The 19,440-nt window shown below is 68.4% G+C and carries 21 protein-coding genes and 1 pseudogene; 12 read left to right on the top strand and 10 right to left on the bottom strand.

Annotated features, from left to right (window positions below):
- Positions 1–4: 4 nt before the first annotated feature.
- The 6 genes from NC4_RS10105 to NC4_RS10080 all read left to right on the top strand — a co-directional run bounded on the left by NC4_RS10105 (position 5) and on the right by NC4_RS10080 (position 5,814).
- Positions 5–1,303: a D-arabinono-1,4-lactone oxidase gene (locus NC4_RS10105; protein WP_067535377.1), complete on the top strand. Its 1,299-nt coding sequence runs from the start codon at positions 5–7 to the stop codon at positions 1,301–1,303.
- Between the two features lie 134 nt (positions 1,304–1,437).
- Complete coding sequence (locus tag NC4_RS10100) at positions 1,438–1,662, top strand: hypothetical protein (RefSeq protein WP_067535375.1); 225 nt, start codon at positions 1,438–1,440, stop codon at positions 1,660–1,662.
- 10 nt (positions 1,663–1,672) lie between these two features.
- A complete protein-coding gene (locus NC4_RS10095) occupies positions 1,673–1,987 on the top strand; it encodes a hypothetical protein (protein WP_067535373.1) in 315 nt (104 codons plus the stop codon).
- 92 nt (positions 1,988–2,079) lie between these two features.
- On the top strand, positions 2,080–3,639 hold the full coding sequence (locus tag NC4_RS10090; protein WP_067535371.1) for a BCCT family transporter: 1,560 nt from the start codon (positions 2,080–2,082) through the stop codon (positions 3,637–3,639).
- 59 nt (positions 3,640–3,698) lie between these two features.
- Positions 3,699–4,145: a large conductance mechanosensitive channel protein MscL gene (mscL, locus tag NC4_RS10085; RefSeq protein ID WP_067535367.1), complete on the top strand. Its 447-nt coding sequence runs from the start codon at positions 3,699–3,701 to the stop codon at positions 4,143–4,145.
- Positions 4,146–4,251: 106 nt separating this feature from the next.
- Positions 4,252–5,814: an MFS transporter gene (locus NC4_RS10080; RefSeq protein WP_245721588.1), complete on the top strand. Its 1,563-nt coding sequence runs from the start codon at positions 4,252–4,254 to the stop codon at positions 5,812–5,814.
- Between the two features lie 5 nt (positions 5,815–5,819).
- Here the strand turns inward: NC4_RS10080 and NC4_RS10075 are convergent, their stop codons facing one another.
- Both NC4_RS10075 and NC4_RS10070 read right to left on the bottom strand, forming a co-directional pair.
- Positions 5,820–6,506 (bottom strand): GAF and ANTAR domain-containing protein, encoded by a 687-nt coding sequence (locus NC4_RS10075; RefSeq protein WP_067535361.1) that lies wholly within the window; start codon positions 6,504–6,506, stop codon positions 5,820–5,822.
- A gap of 94 nt (positions 6,507–6,600) precedes the next feature.
- A complete protein-coding gene (locus tag NC4_RS10070; protein ID WP_157554456.1) occupies positions 6,601–8,250 on the bottom strand; it encodes an ABC transporter permease in 1,650 nt (549 codons plus the stop codon).
- A 79-nt stretch (positions 8,251–8,329) separates the two neighbouring features.
- Here NC4_RS10070 and NC4_RS10065 point away from each other — a divergent pair, with 79 nt between their 5' ends.
- Both NC4_RS10065 and NC4_RS10060 read left to right on the top strand, forming a co-directional pair.
- Complete coding sequence (locus NC4_RS10065) at positions 8,330–8,959, top strand: TetR/AcrR family transcriptional regulator (RefSeq protein WP_067535359.1); 630 nt, start codon at positions 8,330–8,332, stop codon at positions 8,957–8,959.
- Between the two features lie 7 nt (positions 8,960–8,966).
- Positions 8,967–9,596 (top strand): TetR/AcrR family transcriptional regulator, encoded by a 630-nt coding sequence (locus NC4_RS10060; protein ID WP_067535356.1) that lies wholly within the window; start codon positions 8,967–8,969, stop codon positions 9,594–9,596.
- Here NC4_RS10060 and NC4_RS43875 read toward each other — a convergent pair.
- On the bottom strand, positions 9,593–11,275 hold the full coding sequence (locus NC4_RS43875) for a prolyl oligopeptidase family serine peptidase (RefSeq protein WP_281186263.1): 1,683 nt from the start codon (positions 11,273–11,275) through the stop codon (positions 9,593–9,595). The two genes, NC4_RS10060 and NC4_RS43875, sit on opposite strands and share 4 nt — an antisense overlap.
- Positions 11,272–11,721, bottom strand: a complete 450-nt coding sequence (locus NC4_RS43870; protein WP_281186262.1) for a hypothetical protein — start codon at positions 11,719–11,721, stop codon at positions 11,272–11,274. Before NC4_RS43870 ends, NC4_RS43875 begins: the two co-directional genes overlap by 4 nt.
- 127 nt (positions 11,722–11,848) lie before the next feature.
- Between NC4_RS43870 and NC4_RS10050 the strand changes: the two genes are divergently transcribed.
- The gene (locus NC4_RS10050) at positions 11,849–12,529 is read left to right on the top strand and encodes a DUF4132 domain-containing protein (protein WP_067535353.1); all 681 of its coding nucleotides are present in this window, start codon (positions 11,849–11,851) and stop codon (positions 12,527–12,529) included.
- On the opposite strand, the pseudogene NC4_RS10045 reads toward NC4_RS10050, so the two are convergent.
- The 4 genes and pseudogenes from NC4_RS10045 to NC4_RS10030 form a co-directional block, all read right to left on the bottom strand.
- Positions 12,505–13,960: pseudogene (locus NC4_RS10045) on the bottom strand (FAD-binding protein). The gene NC4_RS10050 and the pseudogene NC4_RS10045 overlap by 25 nt on opposite strands.
- Positions 13,957–14,448, bottom strand: a complete 492-nt coding sequence (locus NC4_RS10040) for a VOC family protein (protein WP_067535351.1) — start codon at positions 14,446–14,448, stop codon at positions 13,957–13,959. The pseudogene NC4_RS10045 and the gene NC4_RS10040 overlap by 4 nt, the downstream one beginning before the upstream one ends.
- An 82-nt stretch (positions 14,449–14,530) precedes the next feature.
- On the bottom strand, positions 14,531–15,217 hold the full coding sequence (locus tag NC4_RS10035; RefSeq protein WP_067535348.1) for a VC0807 family protein: 687 nt from the start codon (positions 15,215–15,217) through the stop codon (positions 14,531–14,533).
- A gap of 108 nt (positions 15,218–15,325) precedes the next feature.
- Positions 15,326–16,030: an SDR family NAD(P)-dependent oxidoreductase gene (locus NC4_RS10030; protein ID WP_067535345.1), complete on the bottom strand. Its 705-nt coding sequence runs from the start codon at positions 16,028–16,030 to the stop codon at positions 15,326–15,328.
- 100 nt (positions 16,031–16,130) lie between these two features.
- Here NC4_RS10030 and NC4_RS10025 point away from each other — a divergent pair, with 100 nt between their 5' ends.
- Complete coding sequence (locus NC4_RS10025) at positions 16,131–16,781, top strand: TetR/AcrR family transcriptional regulator (RefSeq protein WP_067535344.1); 651 nt, start codon at positions 16,131–16,133, stop codon at positions 16,779–16,781.
- 27 nt (positions 16,782–16,808) lie between these two features.
- Complete coding sequence (locus tag NC4_RS10020; RefSeq protein ID WP_067535341.1) at positions 16,809–17,444, top strand: TetR/AcrR family transcriptional regulator; 636 nt, start codon at positions 16,809–16,811, stop codon at positions 17,442–17,444.
- A 2-nt stretch (positions 17,445–17,446) separates the two neighbouring features.
- Here the strand turns inward: NC4_RS10020 and NC4_RS10015 are convergent, their stop codons facing one another.
- On the bottom strand, positions 17,447–17,923 hold the full coding sequence (locus NC4_RS10015) for a DUF3237 domain-containing protein (protein ID WP_067535340.1): 477 nt from the start codon (positions 17,921–17,923) through the stop codon (positions 17,447–17,449).
- A gap of 87 nt (positions 17,924–18,010) precedes the next feature.
- Between NC4_RS10015 and NC4_RS10010 the strand changes: the two genes are divergently transcribed.
- Positions 18,011–18,541 (top strand): hypothetical protein, encoded by a 531-nt coding sequence (locus NC4_RS10010; RefSeq protein ID WP_157554454.1) that lies wholly within the window; start codon positions 18,011–18,013, stop codon positions 18,539–18,541.
- On the opposite strand, the gene NC4_RS10005 is transcribed toward NC4_RS10010, so the two are convergent.
- Positions 18,538–19,422: a metal ABC transporter permease gene (locus NC4_RS10005; RefSeq protein WP_067535334.1), complete on the bottom strand. Its 885-nt coding sequence runs from the start codon at positions 19,420–19,422 to the stop codon at positions 18,538–18,540. The genes NC4_RS10010 and NC4_RS10005 overlap by 4 nt on opposite strands.
- Positions 19,423–19,440: the final 18 nt, after the last annotated feature.

Raw genomic sequence — 19,440 nt, 5'->3', positions numbered from 1 at the left:
TCGCATGACCAACTCATGGGTTAACTGGGCCGGAGATCAGAGCTGTACTCCGGCGTCCATCGCCGTACCGGGCTCGCCCGAGGAAGTCGCCGCAGTGCTCGCCCGGGCCGAGGCATCCGGCCACACCGTCCGCGTCGCCGGATCCGGACACTCCTTCACCGAGACCGTGCTCACGGACGGCACGCTCATGCGGCTGAACAAGCTCGACAAGATCCTCTCGGTGGATCGCGAGACCGGCCTGGTCCGCGCCGAAGCCGGTATCACCCTCAATGCGGCCAGCACCGCGCTGCACCCCATGGGCCTGGCCTTCCCCAATCTCGGCGATATCGACGTGCAGTCCATCGCGGGCGCGACCGCCACCGGCACCCACGGCACCGGCGCCACATTGCAGAACCTCTCCGCCGCACTGCATTCGGTGGAACTCATGCTGGCCGACGGCAGCCGGGTGGAGCTCAATGAGCAGACCGATCCGGACGGCTGGCGCGCCGCGCGGGTGAATGTGGGCGCCCTCGGCGTGGTCACCGCCGTCACCATGCAGATGGTCCCGTCCTTCGTGCTCGAAGGCGTGGAACGGCCCGTGCCGGTGGAGGAGATCCTCGCCGACCTCGACACCCATGTCGACGGCAACGAGCACTTCGAGTTCTACATGTTCGCGCACAGCCCACTGGCCATGACCAAGTGCAACAATGCCGTCGACCTGCCCGAACAGCCGCGCGGCAAGGCCGTGGACTGGTTCTCCGACATCCTGGTCACCAACTACGCCTTCGATGCACTGTGCCGCCTGACCCGCCGCCGCCCGAGCCTCATTCCGTACGTGCAGCGCGGCGCGGCCTATGCGGGCAGCTACCGGCGGCAGGTGGAGCGCTCCTACAAGGTGTTCGCCAGCCCCCGGCTGTTCCGCTTCACCGAGATGGAATACGCCATCCCGCGCGAACATTCGGCCGACGCCTTTCGCGAGATCAAGGACGTCGCCAAGCGGTTCGACACCGCCATGCCGATCGAGGTGCGCTGGGTCGCCCCCGACGATGCCTTCCTCTCCCCCGACGGTGGCCGCGATACCTGCTATATCGCCGTGCACCAGTACGAGGGCATGGAGTACGAGGCGTACTTCCGCGCCTGCGAGCGGGTCTTCGATCGCTACGACGGCCGCCCGCACTGGGGTAAGCGGCACTTCCAGACCGCCGAGACGCTCAGCGCCCGGTACCCGGAGTGGGACAGGTTCGCCGAGGTCCGCCGCCGTTTCGACCCCAAGGGCCGGTTCACCAACGCCTATATCGAGCGGGTGCTCGGACCGGTGGCCTGAACGTTCCCACATGCGTGATGTGACTCGAGCGACTAGTATCGGTTGCTGAAAGATCGCTGCATTCGCAGTCCGCTCGTCGAAGTACCCCGTCATGCACCCCGGACTCCGGGCGTGTCACACCTAGGGAGGTTTCGATGTCCCTGAAGGACAAGGCCAAGGAAATGGCCGACAAGGCCAAGAAGTCGGCCGAGGGAATGGGTCAGCGGATCGAGAACCAGGCGGACGAATTCGAGGACAAGTTCCACGACGCCACCCAGGACACCAAGAACCGGATGCAGGATGCCGGGCAGGACATGCGGAACATGGCCGACGACACCATGCAGAAGGCCAAGGACAAGTTCGGCGGCGGCGCGAAGTAGAGGACCGCTCATGCCGACGAATGACAACGCCAGCACGCCGCCCGATATCAGCGGCACGGCCACCGACCTGGCCGCCCAGGCCCAGGCCGCCGCGGGGCAGCTCGCCGAGAAGGCCAGCGGCGCGGCCGCCGAGCTCGCGGACCGGGCCAGCACCGCCGCCGCCGATCTCGCCGATATGGCGAAGGCGTTCGCCGACAAGCTCAATACCGACGATATGCAGGGCACTCTCGAACAGGTCCGGGCGAATCTCGAGCACGCCGCCCAGGACGTCATGGCGGCGGTCAACGAGATCGTCACCGCCATGAAGGACAAGGTCGGCAAGTAGCGCGGACAACCCCGATTCCGGTCCCACGGCCGCGGCCCGGAATCGGGGTTGCTCGTCGTTCCGATACGGGATTTCACGGGGAGGACGTCACTTTGAGCGCACCGAGCAGGACCTACGGCTCCGAGACCACTCCGGTGCATCACCGGGCGGCGGTGGCGCCCAGGGTGTTCTGGCCCGCGGCGATCGTGGTGGCGGCATTCACGGTGTACGCCATCGTGTTCCGGGATCTGGCGGCGCGACAGGCGAAGGCGCTGCAGGACAATGTGATCGGCGGCTTCGGCTGGTACTACATCGTCATTGTCACGCTGTTCGTGGTGTTCGCGATCTGGCTGGGGTTCAGCCGGTTCGGCGGCATCACCCTCGGCAATGACGGCGAGCGGCCGCAATACTCCATGGGCGCCTGGCTTTCCATGCTGTTCGCCGCGGGGATGGGCATCGGCCTGGTGTTCTGGGGCGTGGCCGAACCGCTGTTCCACTACGAGGATCCGCGCCCCGGCGTCGGCGCGACGCCCGCGCAGCGCGCGGACGCGGCCATGGTGCAGACCTTCCTGCACTGGGGCATCCATCCGTGGGCGATCTATGTGGTGGTGGGGCTGGCCATCGCGTATTCCATCCACCGCCGGGGGCGGCCGGTGTCCATTCGCTGGTCGCTGGAATCGCTTGTCGGCGACCGGATTCGCGGGTGGCGCGGGGATGTCATCGATATCGTGGCCGTGATCGGCACCGTCTTCGGCGTGGCCACCTCGCTGGGGCTGGGCGTGCTGCAGATCTCGGCCGGGCTGAATCATCAAGGCTGGCTGCACGAACCGGGCAAGGGCCTGCAGGTGGTGCTCATCATCGGGGTCACCGCGCTGGCGACCGTCTCGGTGGCGACCGGCGTGGACAAGGGCATCAAGCTGCTGTCCCAGGCGAATATGGGCGTGGCCGGGCTACTGCTGCTCTATGTCCTGATCGCGGGGCCGACGCTGTTCATCGTCAACGATCTGGTGCAGAACATCGGCACCTATCTCCAGCAGCTGCCCAAGCTCAGCCTCTACACCGGGGCCACCGAGGGCCCGACCGGCACCAACTGGACCAATCAGTGGACGGTCTTCTACTGGGGCTGGTGGATTTCCTGGGCCCCGTTCGTGGGCGTGTTCATCGCGCGAATCTCGCGTGGGCGCACGGTGCGTGAGTTCGTGGCCGGGGTGCTGCTGGTGCCGACGGTGCTGACCTTCGTCTGGTTCGGGGTGTTCGGCGGGGCCGGTCTGCATCGCGAAATGTTCGGCGGCGGCGGCCTTGTCGGCCCGGACGGGCCCGACCGCGACAGCGCCCTGTTCGCCCTGCTCGACACCCTGCCCGGCGGGTCGATCACCGCGGGCCTGGCGATTCTGGTGATCGTGCTGTTCTTCGTCACCTCCGCCGACTCCGGCGCGCTGGTGGTGAACATGCTGTCCTCGGGCGGCAATCCGGAACCGCCCACCTGGAGCCGCGCCTTCTGGACCTGTGCGCAGGGCGCGGTGGCGGTCGCGCTGCTGGTGGCCAGCGGCACCGGGACGCAGGCGCTGACCACGCTGCAGACCGTCGCGATTCTCATCGCGCTGCCGTTCAGTGTGGTGATGCTCGCAATGTGCGCCGCGCTGGTACGCACGTTCCGAGCCGAGCACCGCTAGCCCTTAGACTGCGGCGCGAACATTCTCGACATCGTCTTCGGATTGGATTTTCCAGCGTCATGCTCAAGGGTTTCAAAGACTTCCTGATGAGGGGCAATGTCATCGATCTGGCGGTGGCGGTCGTCATGGGCACCGCCTTCACCGCGATCGTCACCTCGATCACCAAGGGTTTGCTAGAGCCGCTGCTCGCGGTGCTCGGCGGTAATGCCGAATTCGGGCTTGGCTTCCAGATCCTGTCCGATAAGCCCGCCACCTTCGTGGCGGTCGGCCCGATCATCAGCGCCTGCATCAATTTCGTGGCCGTGGCGGCGGTGCTGTACTTCGTGCTCATCCTGCCGATGAACCACCTCAAGTCGCGGCTGGCCAAACCGACCGAGGTGAAGGCCGACCCGACCGAACTGGAGTTGCTCACCGAGATCCGCGATCTGCTCGCCCGGCAGGCGGGAACCGGCGAGAGCGACCTGCTCGAGGCCGATGGCGTCAACGGCAACGCACTGCGGAAATAGTCGCCACTGGAGCCCGCGCGGATCTCACCGCGCTCGCGGACCGGCGCTATTGTGCTGACAAAAGCATTGCCGACTGTTAGCCAATTGCCGGTCCGAGGAGTGCAAATTGCCCGATGCCAGTCGCAGCGACCACCTCTCACCACCATCAGATGCGGCCGCTTCCGACAGTCATCACCGCCCGCGCGGGCGCTGGGCCATGCTCGCAGTGCTGTGCGCCAGCCTGTTGCTGGTCGCCATGGACGCGACCATCCTCAATGTCGCGCTGCCCTCGCTCATCGACCATACGGATCCCAGCCCCATGGAACAGCTGTGGATCGTCAACCTCTACGGGCTGATCCTCGGCGGTCTGCTCATCACCTGCGCCGCGATCGGTGACCGGTACGGGCGCAAGCGATTGTTCATCGCCGGATTCGTCTTGTTCGGGCTGGCTTCGGTGGTCGCCGCCACGGCGGACACGCCCTGGCAGCTCATCGCCGGTCGGGCGCTGCTCGGCGTCGGCGGCGCCATGGTCATGCCGTCCACGCTCTCGCTCATTCGCAATATCTTCGGCGACGATCGCGAGCGCACCCTGGCCATCGGCATCTGGGCCTCCGTCGCGGGAGCGGGCGCCGCCATCGGCCCGCTGGTCGGCGGCATGCTGGTGGAACAGTTCGGCTGGTCGGCGGCCTTCTGGCTGAACGTGCCCGTGGTCGTCGTGACCGTGGTGGCGGGCCTGTGGCTACTGCCGGAGTACAAGGCCCCCGCCCAGGGCGGCCTGGACTGGTTCAGCGCGGCGCTGTCGGTGCTCGGCGTGGTGGCCCTGGCCTGGGGCATCAAGCATGTGGCCAAGGGCGATCCGGCCATACTCGATCTGGTCGTCCTGCTGGCGGCGTTCGCGCTGCTCGGGCTGTTCGCCTACCGGCAGCTGCGCTCCGCCGATCCGCTGCTGGATGTGCGGCTGTTCCGCAATCGCGCCTTCACCGCCGCCGCGCTGGCCACGCTGCTGGCCATGCTCGCCATCGGCGCGGCGCTGTTCCTGATCTCCTTGTGGCTGCAATACATTCACGGCTACACGCCCTCGGAGGCCGGACTGCGCACCGTACCCGCCGCCATCGCCACCCTGCTGGGTTCGCTGTCCACGCCGTGGCTGCTGCGGCGGGTGGGCGTGCGGCCGCTGATGGGGTTCGCCCTCGGCGCGCTGGCCGTGGGTTTCCTTGTGCTGGCGGCCATTCCGACCACCACCTATCCGCTGGTCGCGTTCATCCTGGTGTGCCTGGGCATCGGCGACGGCATTGCCATCACCACCGCGGCCGCGGTGGTGATGGCCGCCGTGCCGCCCGAACGCGCCGGGCAGGCGGGCGCGGTGGAGGAGACCAACTACGAACTCGGCATCGGGCTCGGGGTGGCGCTGCTGGGCAGCATCCACGGGCGGCTGTTCACCTCCCATATGACCGATGTGCCGCTGACGGGCGAACAACTCGACACCGCACGGGGATCGGTCGGCGACGCGGCCCACCTGGCGCACGAGATCGGCGGCGAGACCGGCGCGCAAATTCTCCGGATCGCCCAGCACGCCTACGATTCCGCGCTCACCACCACCTCGTGGATCTCGGCGGGGCTGGTCCTCACGGTCACGGTGCTCACCGTGATCCTGGTGCCGCGCGGTTTCACCGCCACCTCCGCGCACTGAGCGCGCTACTCGGGTTCGATGCTCACCCGTCGGTCCACCACCCCGTGCGCCACCTCCACCAGTGAAAGCCCGTGCCGGAAGGCGTATCCGCGCAGGCGGGCGTAGGCGTCGATCATCTCGATACCGAGTTCGGCGCTGGTCATATCCGCCGCCTGATGGATCCACCGGCTGCTGGCGGGCTGCGCCCACTGGCGGGCCGCATTGCCCGCGGCCAGCACCAGGCTGGCCGTGACCAGATCGGCGATATGCAGGGCCGCCGCATGGAATCGCGGCCCCGGCTGCCCGTGCGGCTCGCGATACAGATCCACCGCGCCCACCCGGATTTCGCCCATCCGCAATGGCACCGCCAGCAGGGAGCCGGATATCGGTGTGCCCGAGAGCGCTTCGGCGAAGCCGGGCCAGCGTTCGCAGTCGACGTCGAAATCGGTGATCAGCACCGGGACGCCGTCGACCACCGCGGAGACCGCCGGACCCTCCCCCACCGTGGCCTGCGCGGTCTCCACCCGCCGGGCGAAATCGTCATTGGCGCACCAGGGTTGTATGCCCGCGGCGTGCTCGTCGAGCAGGATGGCGGCACGGCGCACCGGCAGTACCCGCACGCACGCCGCGCACACCGCCGGCAAGCCACCACCGGCGGCGCGCACCGCGTGCAGGAACTGCCCTGTCAGTTGGTCGAACTGCGAAGAAGCCATCGAACGAACCCCACCATCGTCGCGTCGCGATGTGTAATTCGGTGCCCCGCAGCCAGTATCGCCGTCACAAGGGCACAACGAACAGGGCCGAAAGTCACGCCGTGGCGGTGGATTTCACCGGCCGGTGCGACACGCCGAGACGGTAGAGCCCGCGCAGATCGTAGGTGTGGGTGGCAATGGCGCCAAGGAGCAGGCCGAGGGCCATACCCAGCACGGTCATCCAGATGCCGGTGCTCAGCCCCGCCGCCAGATTCCCGTCGAAGAACAGCAGGGCGCGCACCGCGAGATACATCTGGTGCATGGGCTCGAAGACGGCCAGATCCGCGATCCAGCGGGGCGTGACCTCGATGGGAATGCTGCCCGAGGAGGACGGCAGGCCCAGCACCACGAACACGATCATATTGACCAGCAGGCCCAGCGAGCCGAAGGCCGCCAGCACCGACAGGCCGGTCACCGAGACCGCGGCAATGGCCAGGGTGCCGTAGAGGAACAGCGGCAGCGGATGGTCGACCGACATGTCCAGCAGGGTCGCCACGCCGAGGAAGACGCCGGACACCAGCGGTGCGGTCACCGCCGCCATGGCCCATTTCACCAGCAGCGTGCGCCACCGGCTGATGGCCACCGGCTGCAGATGCCGGTACCAGGGCCCGTATTCGGCGGGCACGTAGCCGAGCACATTGTCGACCATGGTGTGAATGATGAGCGCGCAACTGAATCCGGAGAACAGCAGCACGAGCGTGTAGAAGAAAGCCGACAGTCCCTGCCCGGTGCCCGCGGGCAGCGGGTGATACGGGCTCACCACGACATCGATCGGCTGCGCCAGTTGCAGGCGCGCCGCGCCGCTGAGCTGGGTGGCTCCGATCTTGGCCTGCACCTGCTCGGTGAGCTGCTTGCCCACGGTGGTGTCGACCTCGGTCATGGCGCGATTGCTGATGCGCTGCACGATCTGCGCGGCATACGTGCCCGCCCGCGGATTGGTGTGCACGGTGATGACCGGTCGCTCCACCTCACCGGGCACCACCGCGGACGCGCCGAGAATGGACAGGCGTTTGGAGAAGTCGCTGGGAATCACGATGGCGCCGTAGATCTCGCCGTTCTGCAGCTGCCGATGCGTTTCGGACATGCCGAGCAGCCGCAGGTCGACCTTGTCGGCGGGCACCTGCGCGACCAGCGCCTCGGTGATCTGCTCGCCGATGTTCACCCGATTGCCGTCCACCACATCGCCGTCGTCCTGATTGACCAGGGCGACCGGGAAATCGTGCAGGTTGCTGTCCGGATCGGCGGTGAAGCCCAGGTACATGGTGCCCATGAGCGCCGCCAGCACCGTGAGCACCAGGATCGGCGCGACCCAACCGCGCAGCGGCACCCGCGGTCCGTGCGGGTTGGCCGCGGGCGCAATGTCCACCTCGGGCGCGGGCGTGCTCTCTACCGCGGACGCGTTCTCCACCGCGGACGCGTTCTCCACCGCGGACGCGTTCTCCACCGCGGGCGCACTCTCCACTGCGAGCGCAGGCGCGCTGTCCACCCCGGGTGCGGGCGCGCTGTCCACCGCGGGCGGTTCGGCCACCGCCTGCGGACCGCTGGTCTGCGCGGATACCTCGACCTCGGCCACGGGAGCACCATCGCTCGCCACGGATGCGCCGTCCTTTTTCAGGGGCGCGTTGCCGTTCTCCTCCACCACCGCACTGCCCTTCTCGCTTTGGGGTGCACCGTCTTTCGGTGCGGGCACGCTTTCGTCAGTCATAGCCTTCGCCAATGTAGGCACCGACTACAAAGTAGTCAACGCCAACATTGAAAAGTGTGTCCGATATCCTGCACTCACCATGTCCATCGCACGTCGCGCCGGTTCGCGCTCCTATCACCACGGCGATCTGCGGGCCGAACTACTGCGCAGCGCCGAGGCGACCCTGCGCAGCGCCGGAGTGGACGGGCTGTCGCTGCGGCAGCTGGCCCGCGATACCGGGGTCTCGCACGCCGCGCCGAGCCGACACTTCCGGGACAAGCAGGCGCTGCTGGACGCGCTCGCGGTGGCCGGATTCGAGCGGCTCGCGGGGATTATCGAAAAGGCGGCCGCCAGCGGCAGTTTCCTGGAGCGGCTGACCGGCATGGCCCGCGCCTACCTGCGCTTCGCCATCGACAATCCGGCCCTGCTGGCGGTCATGTTCGCGCGCAGGCACAGTCCCTCGCCCGCCATGGACGAGGTGGTCAACCGGACCCTGGCCGCGCCCATCGAGATGATCGTCGCCGGGAAGGAGCGCGGTGAGGTGGCCGCCGGGAATCCGCGCAATATCTGCCTGACGGCGCTGGCCACCCTGCAGGGCCTGGCGTCCTTCGCCGGTTCCGGGCTGGTCTCGGAGGCCGAGATCGAGGGCCGCTTCGACGACACCATTACTTACATGCTGGACGGTTTGCGTCCCCGTCGCCGAGTGGACGGCGACCCCGACTACCGTTGACGGGACCATGACGATAACCGGCAGACAGTACGGCGGCCGCGCCGTCACCGAGCGGAAAGCCGAACGCCGCGAGCGTTTCCTGGACGCCGCCACCGAGATCTTCGGCGCGCGCGGCTACGCCGACTGCGCCCTGTCGGATGTCTGCGCCGCCGCGGGACTCTCCAAACGGCAGTTCTACGAGGAGTTCAGCACCCGCGAGGATGTACTGGTCGCCGCCTACGACCGGATCCAGGACGAGGCCGGGGCGGCGCTGGCGCAGGCCCTGACCGACCTGCCGCCCAATCCCGATCTCACCGAGAAGGTCACCCGCGCCATGACCGCCTATCTGGGCTCGGTCGGCTCGGATCCGCACCGCGCCAAGGTCGCCTTCGTCGAGGTGGTCGGCGTCAGCGAGCGCATGGAGGAACATCGCCGGGCCCGCCGCCATATCTGGATCGCCGTCATCCAGGCCGCCCTGGGCCCGCTCGCCGGACCCGGCGCGCGCACCCGGATGAATCCCGAACTCGCGGGCAGCGCGCTCATCGGCGCCATCAACGGGCTCGCCCACGAGTGGCTGCTGTCCGAGCCGCGACCGCCGATCAGCGATCTGGTGGAAGTGCTCGTCCCCCTTGCGGTGTCGCTGATCGTCACCGACTAGCGCGGCTCGGACATGAGCTGGCGCATGAAGTAGGTGTATTCGAGCGCGGCGGTGTGCGCCTCCTCGTCGATATTCGCGCCCGCGCCGTGCCCGCCCTGGGTGGCCTCGTAGAACAGGTACGGGTTGCCCAGATCCGCGAGCTTGGCCGCGAACTTGCGGGCGTGCTGCGGACCGACGCGGTCGTCCTCGGTGGTGGTCCAGATGAAGGGCTCCGGATACTTCACCCCGTCCCGCAATTGCGCGTACGGGGAGATGGATTCGAGGAATCCGCGCTCCTCGGGATCGTTCACCGACCCGTATTCGCCCACCCAGGACGCGCCCGCCGCGATCTGCTCGTAGCGCACCATGTCCAGCAGCGGCACCTGGATGTCCACGGCATTCCACAGCGCCGGATGCCGGGTCAGCTGGACACCCATGAGCAGGCCGCCATTGGACCCGCCTTGAATGCCGAGATGCCGCGGCGTGGTGATATCGCGAATGATGAGGTCCTTGGCGACCGCGGTGAAGTCGTCGAAGGCGCGCTGCCGGTTGGTCTTCAGCGCGGCCTCGTGCCAGGCCGGGCCGAATTCGCCGCCGCCGCGGATATTGGCGATGACATAGACGCCGCCGCGTTCCAGCCATAGTCGGCCGAGCAGACCGTCGTAGGTGGGCGTGATGGAGGATCCGAAACCGCCGTAACCGTAGAGAATGGTCGGATTCGTGCCGTCGTACGGCATATCGGCCGCGCGGACCAGAAAGTACGGCACCTGTGTGCCGTCCGCCGAACCGGCCTGGAGCTGATCCACCACGAATCGCGACGAATCGAACTGCGACGATGCCGATTTCACCGGATCCAAGCGACCGTCGGCGGTATTGAGCCGCCACAGCGTGGTCGGGGTGAGGAACGAGGTCACCGACAGATAGACGGTGTCCCCCCGGCTGTCCGCGTCCTCGGCGCCGACGGTCGCATTGTCCGGCGAGGGAATCGGCGCCGCCGACCAGGTGCCGTCGGCCTCCGGGGTGTAGACCGTGGCCCGCCCGCGCACCTCGGAGAGCGAGGTCACGACGAGCCGATCGCGGGTGGTCAGGATGCTCTGCAACGCCTCCCGCGGACCCGGGGCGAAGACCACGGTGGCCCGCAATCGGTCCGGGGCCGAGATCATCTCGTCGGCATTCAGCGAGATGAGCGATCCCGAGGTGAAGGTGACGCCGCCGGTCGTCCAATCCTGACGCAGCGCGACCAGCACCCGATCGCCGAGCAGACCCTCGAGATCGGCCTTGGGCGGCAACGCCAGCCGCACCGTCCGCCCCTCCGCGACCAGATCGAACTGCGCGTCGTAGAACGAGGAATGGCGGACGACCAGATTGAGCTGACGGCGTTTCCCGCCGTCGAGCAGGACCGGTTCGGTGGCCAGGCCGTCGGCCGGATCCCCGCGCAGCACCTCCACCGCCTGCTCCAGCGATTGACCGCGCTCCCAGCGCTTGACGACATAGGGGTAGCCCGAGACGGTCTTCTCCCCCGGCAACCATTCCCGCGATACCAGCAGCGCATCGTCGTCGGTCCACGAGACGAACTGCTTACCCCGCTCCAGCACGAACCCGTCGGCCACGAATTCCCGGGTGGCCCGGTCGAATTCCCGGACGGTGACCGCGTCCTCCCCGCCCTCGGACAGGAACACCAGGCACCGTTTGCGGGTCACCGGCGAAAGCTGAACCCCTTCCACACCCAGTTGCGGTTCTCGGCCCGGGCCAGAGCGTCGAGATCGAGCAGAGTGGTCCACGCCGGTTGCGGCTGTTCGTAATCCGCGACCGTGGTCTCCCGCCAGATACCGCGTTCGTGTGCGTCGTCCCGCCAGAAATTGCCGACCATGCGACCCTGGAACTCCGGCATGGGCAGCCGATCGGGCGCCTCACCCAATTCGAGGGCCTGGGCCAGATTCCCGGCGTAGCGCGGATCCCGCTCCAGCACGCCCAGCGTCCTGGCGTTCTCGGCGGCCACCCAGGTCTGCACGCGCGGACTGTCCCAATCCTCCAGCCACAGAAACGGATCCGCGGCCGCACTGGAGCCGCCGCAGGCCACGACGAGCAGCAGGACCATGGCCGGCACCGCACTGCGCCAACCCCCGGCGCTGCGTTCCACACCCATGGCATTCCCCCTGAATGTTCATGCGGCCGCGCCTCGAACGAGGCGACGTAAGCACCATAGCGCGGCCGGACGACGAAATTGTCGGTGGAAACCGGCAAGATCGGACAGGTCGACCCGAAAGGCGCAGATGACGACCGAAGGCAAGCGGACGGCCGCGACGACCGAGCAGATCCGGCGTTTGGAGTCGGCCATGCTGGACGGCCGCCGCTGGCGGGCGAGCGCGCACCGCGCGCTCCTCATCGCGGACCCGGCGCTGGGGCCGCTGGTGCGGCAACTGGTCTGGGCGGTGTTCGACGCCGACGGCGCGGTGACCGGGGCCTTCCGCGTCGATGCCGACGGCAGTCTCGCCGATGCCGCCGACCAGGCTTTCACGCTCCCCGAGGAGGCGCTGACCGGGGTGGCGCATCCGCTGCACCTGGGCGATGCGGTCGAGCGGTGGCGGGAGGTGTTCGCCGATTACGAACTGCTGCAACCGTTCGAACAGCTGGAACGCGGCGTATACCGATTCACCGACGCCGAGGCGGCCGCGGACGAGTTGCCGTGCTTCGCGGATCGCACGGTGCCCACCCGCAGGCTCTACGGGCTGCGGCAACGCGGCTGGGAGCTGTCCTACGGGGATATCAGCCGCCCGTTCGGCGTGCTGACCCGCGTGCGGATCACGCTCGATCCCGGCTTTCGGGGCGGCTACCGGTACGAGGCCGAGGAGCAGCGCATCGTCTCCGTGCGGATCAACAGCAGCCGTTTCGGCGTCCTGGATGCCATTGCCGCCTCCGAATTACTGCGTCAGCTGGAGCGGCTGGCGGCGTGACGACCGGCGCGGCGGCCGAAGAACGAGCCCGCGCCGAGCTGGGTGCCGCTGGCATAGCCCTTGCCGTCCTGGGCGAGCGTCGCCGCCGTCGCGCCCGCCGCGTACAGGCCGGGAATGGGTGCGCCATTGTCCCGCAATACCTCTCCGTCCACCGAGGTGCGCAGGCCGCCGAGGGTGAAGCCCGCGTAGAGCGCCTTGCCGAGGGCCAGGTCGAAGGCGCCCCACGGCCCCGCGTCCTGCGGCTCCAGCCATTCCGCGCTCTTGTGGAAGTCCGGATCCTCGCCGCGGGCGGCGTGGTCGTTGTACCGGTCGAGAGTGGATTGCAGTGCCTCGGTCGGCATTCCGAGCGCCGCGGCCATGTCCGCGACGGTCTCCCAGCCGTCGATGAAGGGCGCGAGCGGGAACGTGGGCCGCTCCATATGCGCCGAGTCGACGATCAAATAGGCTGCCGCCCCGGGCTGTTCGAGTACGAAGGCCGAGGTGCGCGCGTGATAGGAATCCTCGGCGACGAACCGCCGACCGTCGCGATTGACGATGATCCCGGTCAGCAGCCGCGACGGCGGGTACACCGGCGCGGTCACGAACGCCTGCTCCATATTCCGGGTAGCGGCCCCCGCCGACACCCCGAGGCGAATGCCGAGCCCGTCGTCGTGGGTGGTGCCGAGCACGAACGGCTTCTCCGCCAGCCACGGCACGTGCGCGGCGACCATCTCGGTATTCATGACGAACCCGCCCGCGGCCAGCACCACCGAGGTCGCCCGCACCGCACCGGTTTTCCCGGGTTTGCGCCATTTGACCCCGATCAGGGTTCCCTCGGCATCGGTGACGAGATTGGTCACGCCGGTCTCGTAGCGCACCTCGACGCCCAGCGCCGCCGCCCGCTTCACCAGCAGTTCGATCACCAGCGCCGCGCCCTGGGTATCGCCGGGCACCGGCACCTTGTGCCCGCGCGGGGCCGGAATGGCGGATTCCCGGTAGGGCCAGACCTTTTCGTTGCCGGTGTACATCAGCCCCTGGGTGCCCGGCTGAATGACCGCCTTCTCCGGATAGTAGCTGCGCTCGAATTCGAAGCCGAGCCCCTCCAGCCAGCCGAAGTGCTCGACACTGCCCTCGCAGTAGGCGCGGATCTTGTCGCGCTCGGGATCCCGCGCCACCGCGACGAGATACCGGTACATCTCCTCGGCGCAATCCTCGTGCCCGGTGGCGAGTTGCACCGCCGTCCCGCCGCCGAGATAGAAATGCCCACCGTCGAGCGCCGTGGTGCCGCCCGCGACCGCGGCCTTCTCCAGCACCAGCACGCGCGCCCCGGGCGGCCGCCTCCACGGCGGCGCAGCCGCCCGCAATGCCGAATCCGGCGACCACCACATCGAATTCGCCGTCCCACGCGGTCACCGACTCCGCCGCGACGAGTTCGGGAAGTTGGCTGCTCATCGCGCACCCTTCTTGATCCGGTCGAAGAACACGCGCATATTCGCCCCGATCTCGGCGAGCTCGAGGAACGGCACTCCGGCCGCCGCGCCGTCCAGATAGGCGAAGCGCATCTGCCCGCCCATATCGCCCTGCTGCACGATGTCGATCCCCTGCGCCGCGGCGTCTTTCAGCGCCGCGTCGAAGTCGGCGGGCTCCAGGCAGATGTGGTGCAGGCCCGGACCGCCGCGCTCCAGGAACTCGGTGTAGATCGACCGCCCGCGCACCGGCTGGATCAGCTCGAGTTGCGTATCCCCCTGGTAGGCCAGCGAGATGTGCGCCGTGAAATCCGCCGGTTCGCCACGGTAGGTGCAGCTTTCGGGTCCGAAAGCCACCTCCGGCATGCGGGTCCACGCGCCCGCGCCCAGTGCCGCGCCCAGATACTTCGCGGCCCGCTCCACATCGGCCACCACCCAGGCGATCTGGGTGACGGGCCCGTCGGCCACGCCCATCGCAACTCCGCTCCACGACCGAAGGGGCGCGGACCGTCGCCGGTCCGCGCCCACCCCTCTGGTCGGAGTTAATCACATCCGCTTAATTCGTGTCGTGGTTCTGCTGCCGCAGCTTCTTGACGGCCCGGATATTGATGGTCATCAAGACACTCATGGTCGCCACCATGAGCACGCTCGACAGCCAGGCCATGGTGGACACCGACAGCCGATAGGCCAGCACGATGCGCAGCACGGCCTCGCCGAGCAGTCCGGCGCCCCACATGACCGAGAGCCGGAGGTGCGCGCGGGACACGGCGGCGACGGTGCGATAGGCCTCCTCCATGGCCGGGAGGTGCGCCGGATCGGTCGTGGCCAGGAACTTGCGCGCCGCGGCGTAGGTCAGCGGCCGCGAGATCAGCGCGCTGATCAGGAAGGCGAGGCCGACGGCAGCGGTGCCGAAGGAATCGCGGATGACGAGCGTCCGCGCGTCCCCGCTGATCATGGAACCGATCAGCCCGATGACGAAGCCGCCCAGCACGATCGCCGCCAGCGGATCGATGCGCCGCGCCCGGATCACCTCGACGACCACGATGAGCGCCGAGCACACCGCGCCCAGCAGCAGCGCCAGGAAGTCGGAGTAGCCCAGCGCCTTCAGCGCGAAGTAGGCGGCGACGGGGACGGCGAGGTCGCGGATGATCGGGGCCAGCATCCGCAGCAGGGACGGACGACCCGGAGCGGCCGATCCGGCGATCGGATCCGCGCCGCTGACGGCCGCTGTGGTGACGTTCATATCGGATCTCCCGTAATTCGACTGTGCGCTACGGGAATTGACGCTACGGACGCACCGGCCCCGCCGAATCTGCCAACCATCACCTCTCGGGCATGACAGTTGCCATGCTCAGGCGGCCCGCTCGACCGCGGTATCGGTGGTGGCCATCTCGAAGACCTGCTCGGCCAGCTCGTCCGGATCCACCCGCACGATCTGCCCGGCGTCGACACCGTCGAAATGACCGGAGTCGAGCAGCGCCGCGACCGCGCTGCGATGGATCAACCGGCCGATCTGGAGGCTGCCGACCCGCACGCCGCGGGAGCGCACCTGCGCGTCGATGGCGTGCAGGTAGTTCACCAGTCCGGCCTGCGGGACGCTGACGCTGGCCAGATCCGGCATGGGCTGGCGGATCGAGGAGCCGTGCCCGAAGATCACCGCGCCGTGGCCGCGGTCGGCCATGGCGGGGACCAGCTCGTGCAGCAATCGCACGGGGGTCAGCAGGTGCAGCGGCAGCCAGCTCCGCAGGGTGTCGACATCGAGGGAGAGCACGTTCACCGGCAGCCTGCTGACATCGCCCGGGCTGTAGACGACGACATCGGGCAGGCCGTGCCGGGCCTCGAGATCCCGCAGGGCGGCAGCCGCCTGATCGGGCTCGGCGAGGTCGGCGGTGAGACCGTCGGTCACCACTCCGTCCGAGGTCAGGCTGTCGCGCAGGGTGTCCAGCGTGGCGGCGGTGCGCCCGATGAGCGTGACCGAGTACCCGGCCTTGCCGAAGCGGCGGGCGGCGGACAGGCCGAGGGCGGGACCGGCTCCGAAGACGGCGAGATGCGGCATGGGGCATCCTTTCGCAGATAAGTTGAGAACCCACTCAATTTGAGTGCCCTCTCAACTTAGCGCGAAGTCGAGTGGGTTCTCAAGTTGTTAGGATCAAGCCATGCCCGGACACACCGACATCGCCCCGCGCCAGCGCCGCCGCGACGCACGGGACAATCGGGACCGGGTCCTGGCCGCGGCCCGGCAGCGCTTCCGCACCGAGGGCCTCAAGGCGTCCCTGGCCGGTGTCGCCCGCGATGCCGGGGCCAGCATCGGAACGCTCTACAACCACTTCCCCACCCGAGACGCCCTCATCGACGCGGCATTGCACGAACGGGTGGCCGAATCCGTCGAACGCGCCGAAGCCGCACTGCGCGCCCCCGATCCGTGGACCGGGCTCGTCGAGCACCTCCTGTGGCTGGCCGAATCACAGGCCGGGGACCGGGGTTTCACCGATATCTGCGTGTGCTCCCTGCCCGCCGACTCGCCGATCGAACAGACCAAGGCGCGCGGCCACATCCTGTTCCAGCAACTGGTGCGCCGCGCACAGGACAGCGGTGCGCTGCGCGCCGATGTGGACACGACCGATATCGGGCTACTGCTGTGGTCGGGAGTGCGCGCCACCGAAGGGATTCGGGCGGCGGCGCCGGAAGCCTGGCGGCGGCATCTGGCGATCTTCCTGGACGGCCTGCGCAGCGGCGCGGCTCATCCGCTGCCCGGCGCGCCGCTCGATCCGGAGCAAGTGCGCACCGCCATGGCGTTGTCGCAGTAGCGCCTACGCTGGCATACGATCGGCCGTATGGTTAGCTCAGCCGCCGAACCCGTCGATCCGGAGGATATCGCCGATCGCCGCCTGCGCCGCGGCGCGCGCTCCCGGAAGGCCGTGACCCGCCGCGCCGTCGATATCGCCTCGGCCGAGGGCCTCTACGGTCTGAGCTTCGGCCGTCTCGCCGATGAGCTGGGGATCAGCAAGGCGGGCATTCAAACCCTGTTCCGCACCAAGGAACAACTCCAGCTGGCCACGGTGGACGAGGCGCGCACGGTGTTCATCGATGCCGTCATCCGCCCGGCGAGCCCGGCGGCCGCGGGTGCGGCGCGGGTGCGGACCCTGGTCGAGCACTGGCTCCGCTATGCGGGCGAACCGCTGCTGCCGGGCGGGTGCTTCTGGTCGGCCAATCTCGCCGAATTCGACAGCCGCCCCGGCGTCATTCGCGATGCCCTCGCACAACAGCATCGGGATTGGGTGGCGGTGCTCGCGGCGGAACTGCGCACGGCGGTCGACGGCGGCGAGATCGCGCCGCTGGACCCGGATCTCGCCGCCTTTCAGCTGGCGGCCGTCCTCACTGCGACCAATACCGCACTGCGCCTGGACGATACGGATGCCGAGAGCAGGGTGCACCGCATTCTGGGCACCCTGCTCACCGCCCCCGAATAGGGTTACAGAACTTCGAACACCCGGTAGGCGACCCCGCCTTGCACCGGATATCCCGTTCCTACACAAACCAACTCGTTCAACCACAGGTACTGCGGCGCACCGGTTTCGAACAGCGGCGAAGTACGGAAGTAGTAGAAGGCCGGATCCACGAGATGCCGCGTCGCGGGATCGCCCAGCTCGGCCCGCACATCCTCGGGCATGATCCACCGCCCGCCGTAGGTCATCTCCACCAGTGCCCCGTCCTCGGTGCGCAGGGTCAGCCGGACGTCCAGGGTCATGCTCCCGTCCGGCCGGAACCGAGCCCAGTCCCCGCCGCCGGACACCACCTCCCCGCGCAGCTTCGGGCCCTCGAACGACCCTCCGGCCGCGCGGAACAACACCCGCCCGCCGCCGACGGGCAAGGGCGGCTCCAGATCGATGACCACATCGAACAGCAGCTCGGTATCGATTCCCGCGACATCCCGCACTCGTGTATCCATGCTCCAAAACTATACGGTCGGTCGTATGTTTTGTCGATGGTCGAACGATCAGTCCAATCCGGCGGCGCGCCTCGATACAGTGAAGCGGTGCAACTCGATCCACCGGTCACCCAGCGACTTCGCCCGGGTCCCAGCGCTTTGAGCCGGGAGGAAGTGCTCGCCTCGCAGCGGGGGCGACTGGCCCTGGCCGGGCTGGAAGGCGGCGTCACGGTCGCCCAGCATCATCTGGACGAGGCGCTCGCACCGGCCGACCGGCTCGACTGGCAGCAGCTGGTGCGGCGCTCCCTGACCGTCTATCTCGAACTGCTCGCCACCGAACCCGATGTGGCCCGCGCGCTGCACGTCGAGGCGCTCGCCGCCGGACCGGAGATCGCGCACTTCCGGGCGCGCATGAACGGGGTGTTCGTCGACCGCATGCGCGGCGCGCACCACGTGGGCGTCGAACAGGGTGAACTCGGCGGCACGCCCTCCGAGGGCATGCTGGCCTTCCTGATCGGCGGGATCGACGATCGAATTCGCCAGCAGCTCATCGCATCCGGGCCCGAGGATCTGCCCGGACTGGCGCCGGACATCTGCGCCGTGGCCATTGCCATCCTGCGCACGCCCGCGCCGGATTAACCGGCGAGCGCCGCGGCCGCCCCGGTGCGGCGGTGCCGGGCGGCGGCGAGGCGACGCCCGATGACGCCCTGCCGCGGGGCGAACAGGTAGACGAGGGTGAACACCACGCCCTGCACGACGACCACCATGCCGCCGGGGGCGGTATCGAGGTGGTAGCTCACGTACAGGCCGGTCACCGCGCAGGCGACGGAGACCACGGGGGCGATCACCAGCATGCGGCCGAAACGGTCGGTGAGCAGGTACGCGGTCGAGCCAGGAATGATGAGCATGGCGACCACGAGCACCACGCCGACCGCCTGCAGGGCGACCACTGCCGTCAAGGCCAGCAGTCCGAGCAGGGCGGTGCCGAGCAGTCGCGGATTGAGTCCGATGGCGTGCGCATGCGTCTGATCGAAGGCGTACAGGGTGAAATCGCGGCGCTTGAGCACCAGCACGGCCAGGGTGACCGCCGCCAGGATGACGATCTGGATCAGTTCCCCGCGGCTGACGCCGAGCAGATTGCCGAAAACGATGTGGTTGAGGTCGGTTTGGCTGGGCGTCACCGAGACCAGCACCAGACCGAAGGCGAACAGCGTGGTGAACACGATGCCGATGGCGGCGTCTTCCTTGATGCGGCTGGTGTCGCGGACGATGCCGATGAGCGCGACAGCCAGGAAGCCGAAGACGATGGCGCCCACCGCGAACGGCACGCCGAGAATGTAGGCCAGCACCACACCGGGCAGCACCGCGTGCGAGACCGCATCGCCCATGAGCGACCAGCCGATGAGCACCAGCCAGCAGGACAGCACCGCGCAGACGACCGCCGCGGTCACGGTGGTCGCCAGCGCGCGCACCATGAACTCGTAACGCAGTGGGTCGATGAAGATTTCGGTGACGCTCATCGGATTGTTCGCACTCGC

The organism is Nocardia crassostreae (assembly GCF_001613405.1).
Taxonomy (GTDB): Bacteria; Actinomycetota; Actinomycetes; order Mycobacteriales; family Mycobacteriaceae; genus Nocardia; species Nocardia crassostreae.
The sequence above is the reverse complement of the archived record's forward strand: the minus strand, read 5'-3'. Positions and strand labels throughout refer to the sequence as shown.

Bases quoted from the DNA above. Each gene is read 5' to 3' on its own strand.
- NC4_RS10105 (WP_067535377.1), top strand. From the start codon at position 5: ATGACCAACTCATGGGTTAACTGGGCCGGAGATCAGAGCTGTACTCCG.
- NC4_RS10100 (WP_067535375.1), top strand. From the start codon at position 1,438: ATGTCCCTGAAGGACAAGGCCAAGGAAATGGCCGACAAGGCCAAGAAG.
- NC4_RS10095 (WP_067535373.1), top strand. From the start codon at position 1,673: ATGCCGACGAATGACAACGCCAGCACGCCGCCCGATATCAGCGGCACG.
- mscL (WP_067535367.1), top strand. From the start codon at position 3,699: ATGCTCAAGGGTTTCAAAGACTTCCTGATGAGGGGCAATGTCATCGAT.
- NC4_RS10075 (WP_067535361.1), bottom strand. From the start codon at position 6,506: ATGGCTTCTTCGCAGTTCGACCAACTGACAGGGCAGTTCCTGCACGCG.
- NC4_RS10070 (WP_157554456.1), bottom strand. From the start codon at position 8,250: ATGACTGACGAAAGCGTGCCCGCACCGAAAGACGGTGCACCCCAAAGC.
- NC4_RS10065 (WP_067535359.1), top strand. From the start codon at position 8,330: ATGTCCATCGCACGTCGCGCCGGTTCGCGCTCCTATCACCACGGCGAT.
- NC4_RS10060 (WP_067535356.1), top strand. From the start codon at position 8,967: ATGACGATAACCGGCAGACAGTACGGCGGCCGCGCCGTCACCGAGCGG.
- NC4_RS43870 (WP_281186262.1), bottom strand. From the start codon at position 11,721: ATGGGTGTGGAACGCAGCGCCGGGGGTTGGCGCAGTGCGGTGCCGGCC.
- NC4_RS10050 (WP_067535353.1), top strand. From the start codon at position 11,849: ATGACGACCGAAGGCAAGCGGACGGCCGCGACGACCGAGCAGATCCGG.
- NC4_RS10040 (WP_067535351.1), bottom strand. From the start codon at position 14,448: ATGGGCGTGGCCGACGGGCCCGTCACCCAGATCGCCTGGGTGGTGGCC.
- NC4_RS10035 (WP_067535348.1), bottom strand. From the start codon at position 15,217: ATGAACGTCACCACAGCGGCCGTCAGCGGCGCGGATCCGATCGCCGGA.
- NC4_RS10030 (WP_067535345.1), bottom strand. From the start codon at position 16,030: ATGCCGCATCTCGCCGTCTTCGGAGCCGGTCCCGCCCTCGGCCTGTCC.
- NC4_RS10025 (WP_067535344.1), top strand. From the start codon at position 16,131: ATGCCCGGACACACCGACATCGCCCCGCGCCAGCGCCGCCGCGACGCA.
- NC4_RS10020 (WP_067535341.1), top strand. From the start codon at position 16,809: ATGGTTAGCTCAGCCGCCGAACCCGTCGATCCGGAGGATATCGCCGAT.
- NC4_RS10015 (WP_067535340.1), bottom strand. From the start codon at position 17,923: ATGGATACACGAGTGCGGGATGTCGCGGGAATCGATACCGAGCTGCTG.
- NC4_RS10005 (WP_067535334.1), bottom strand. From the start codon at position 19,422: ATGAGCGTCACCGAAATCTTCATCGACCCACTGCGTTACGAGTTCATG.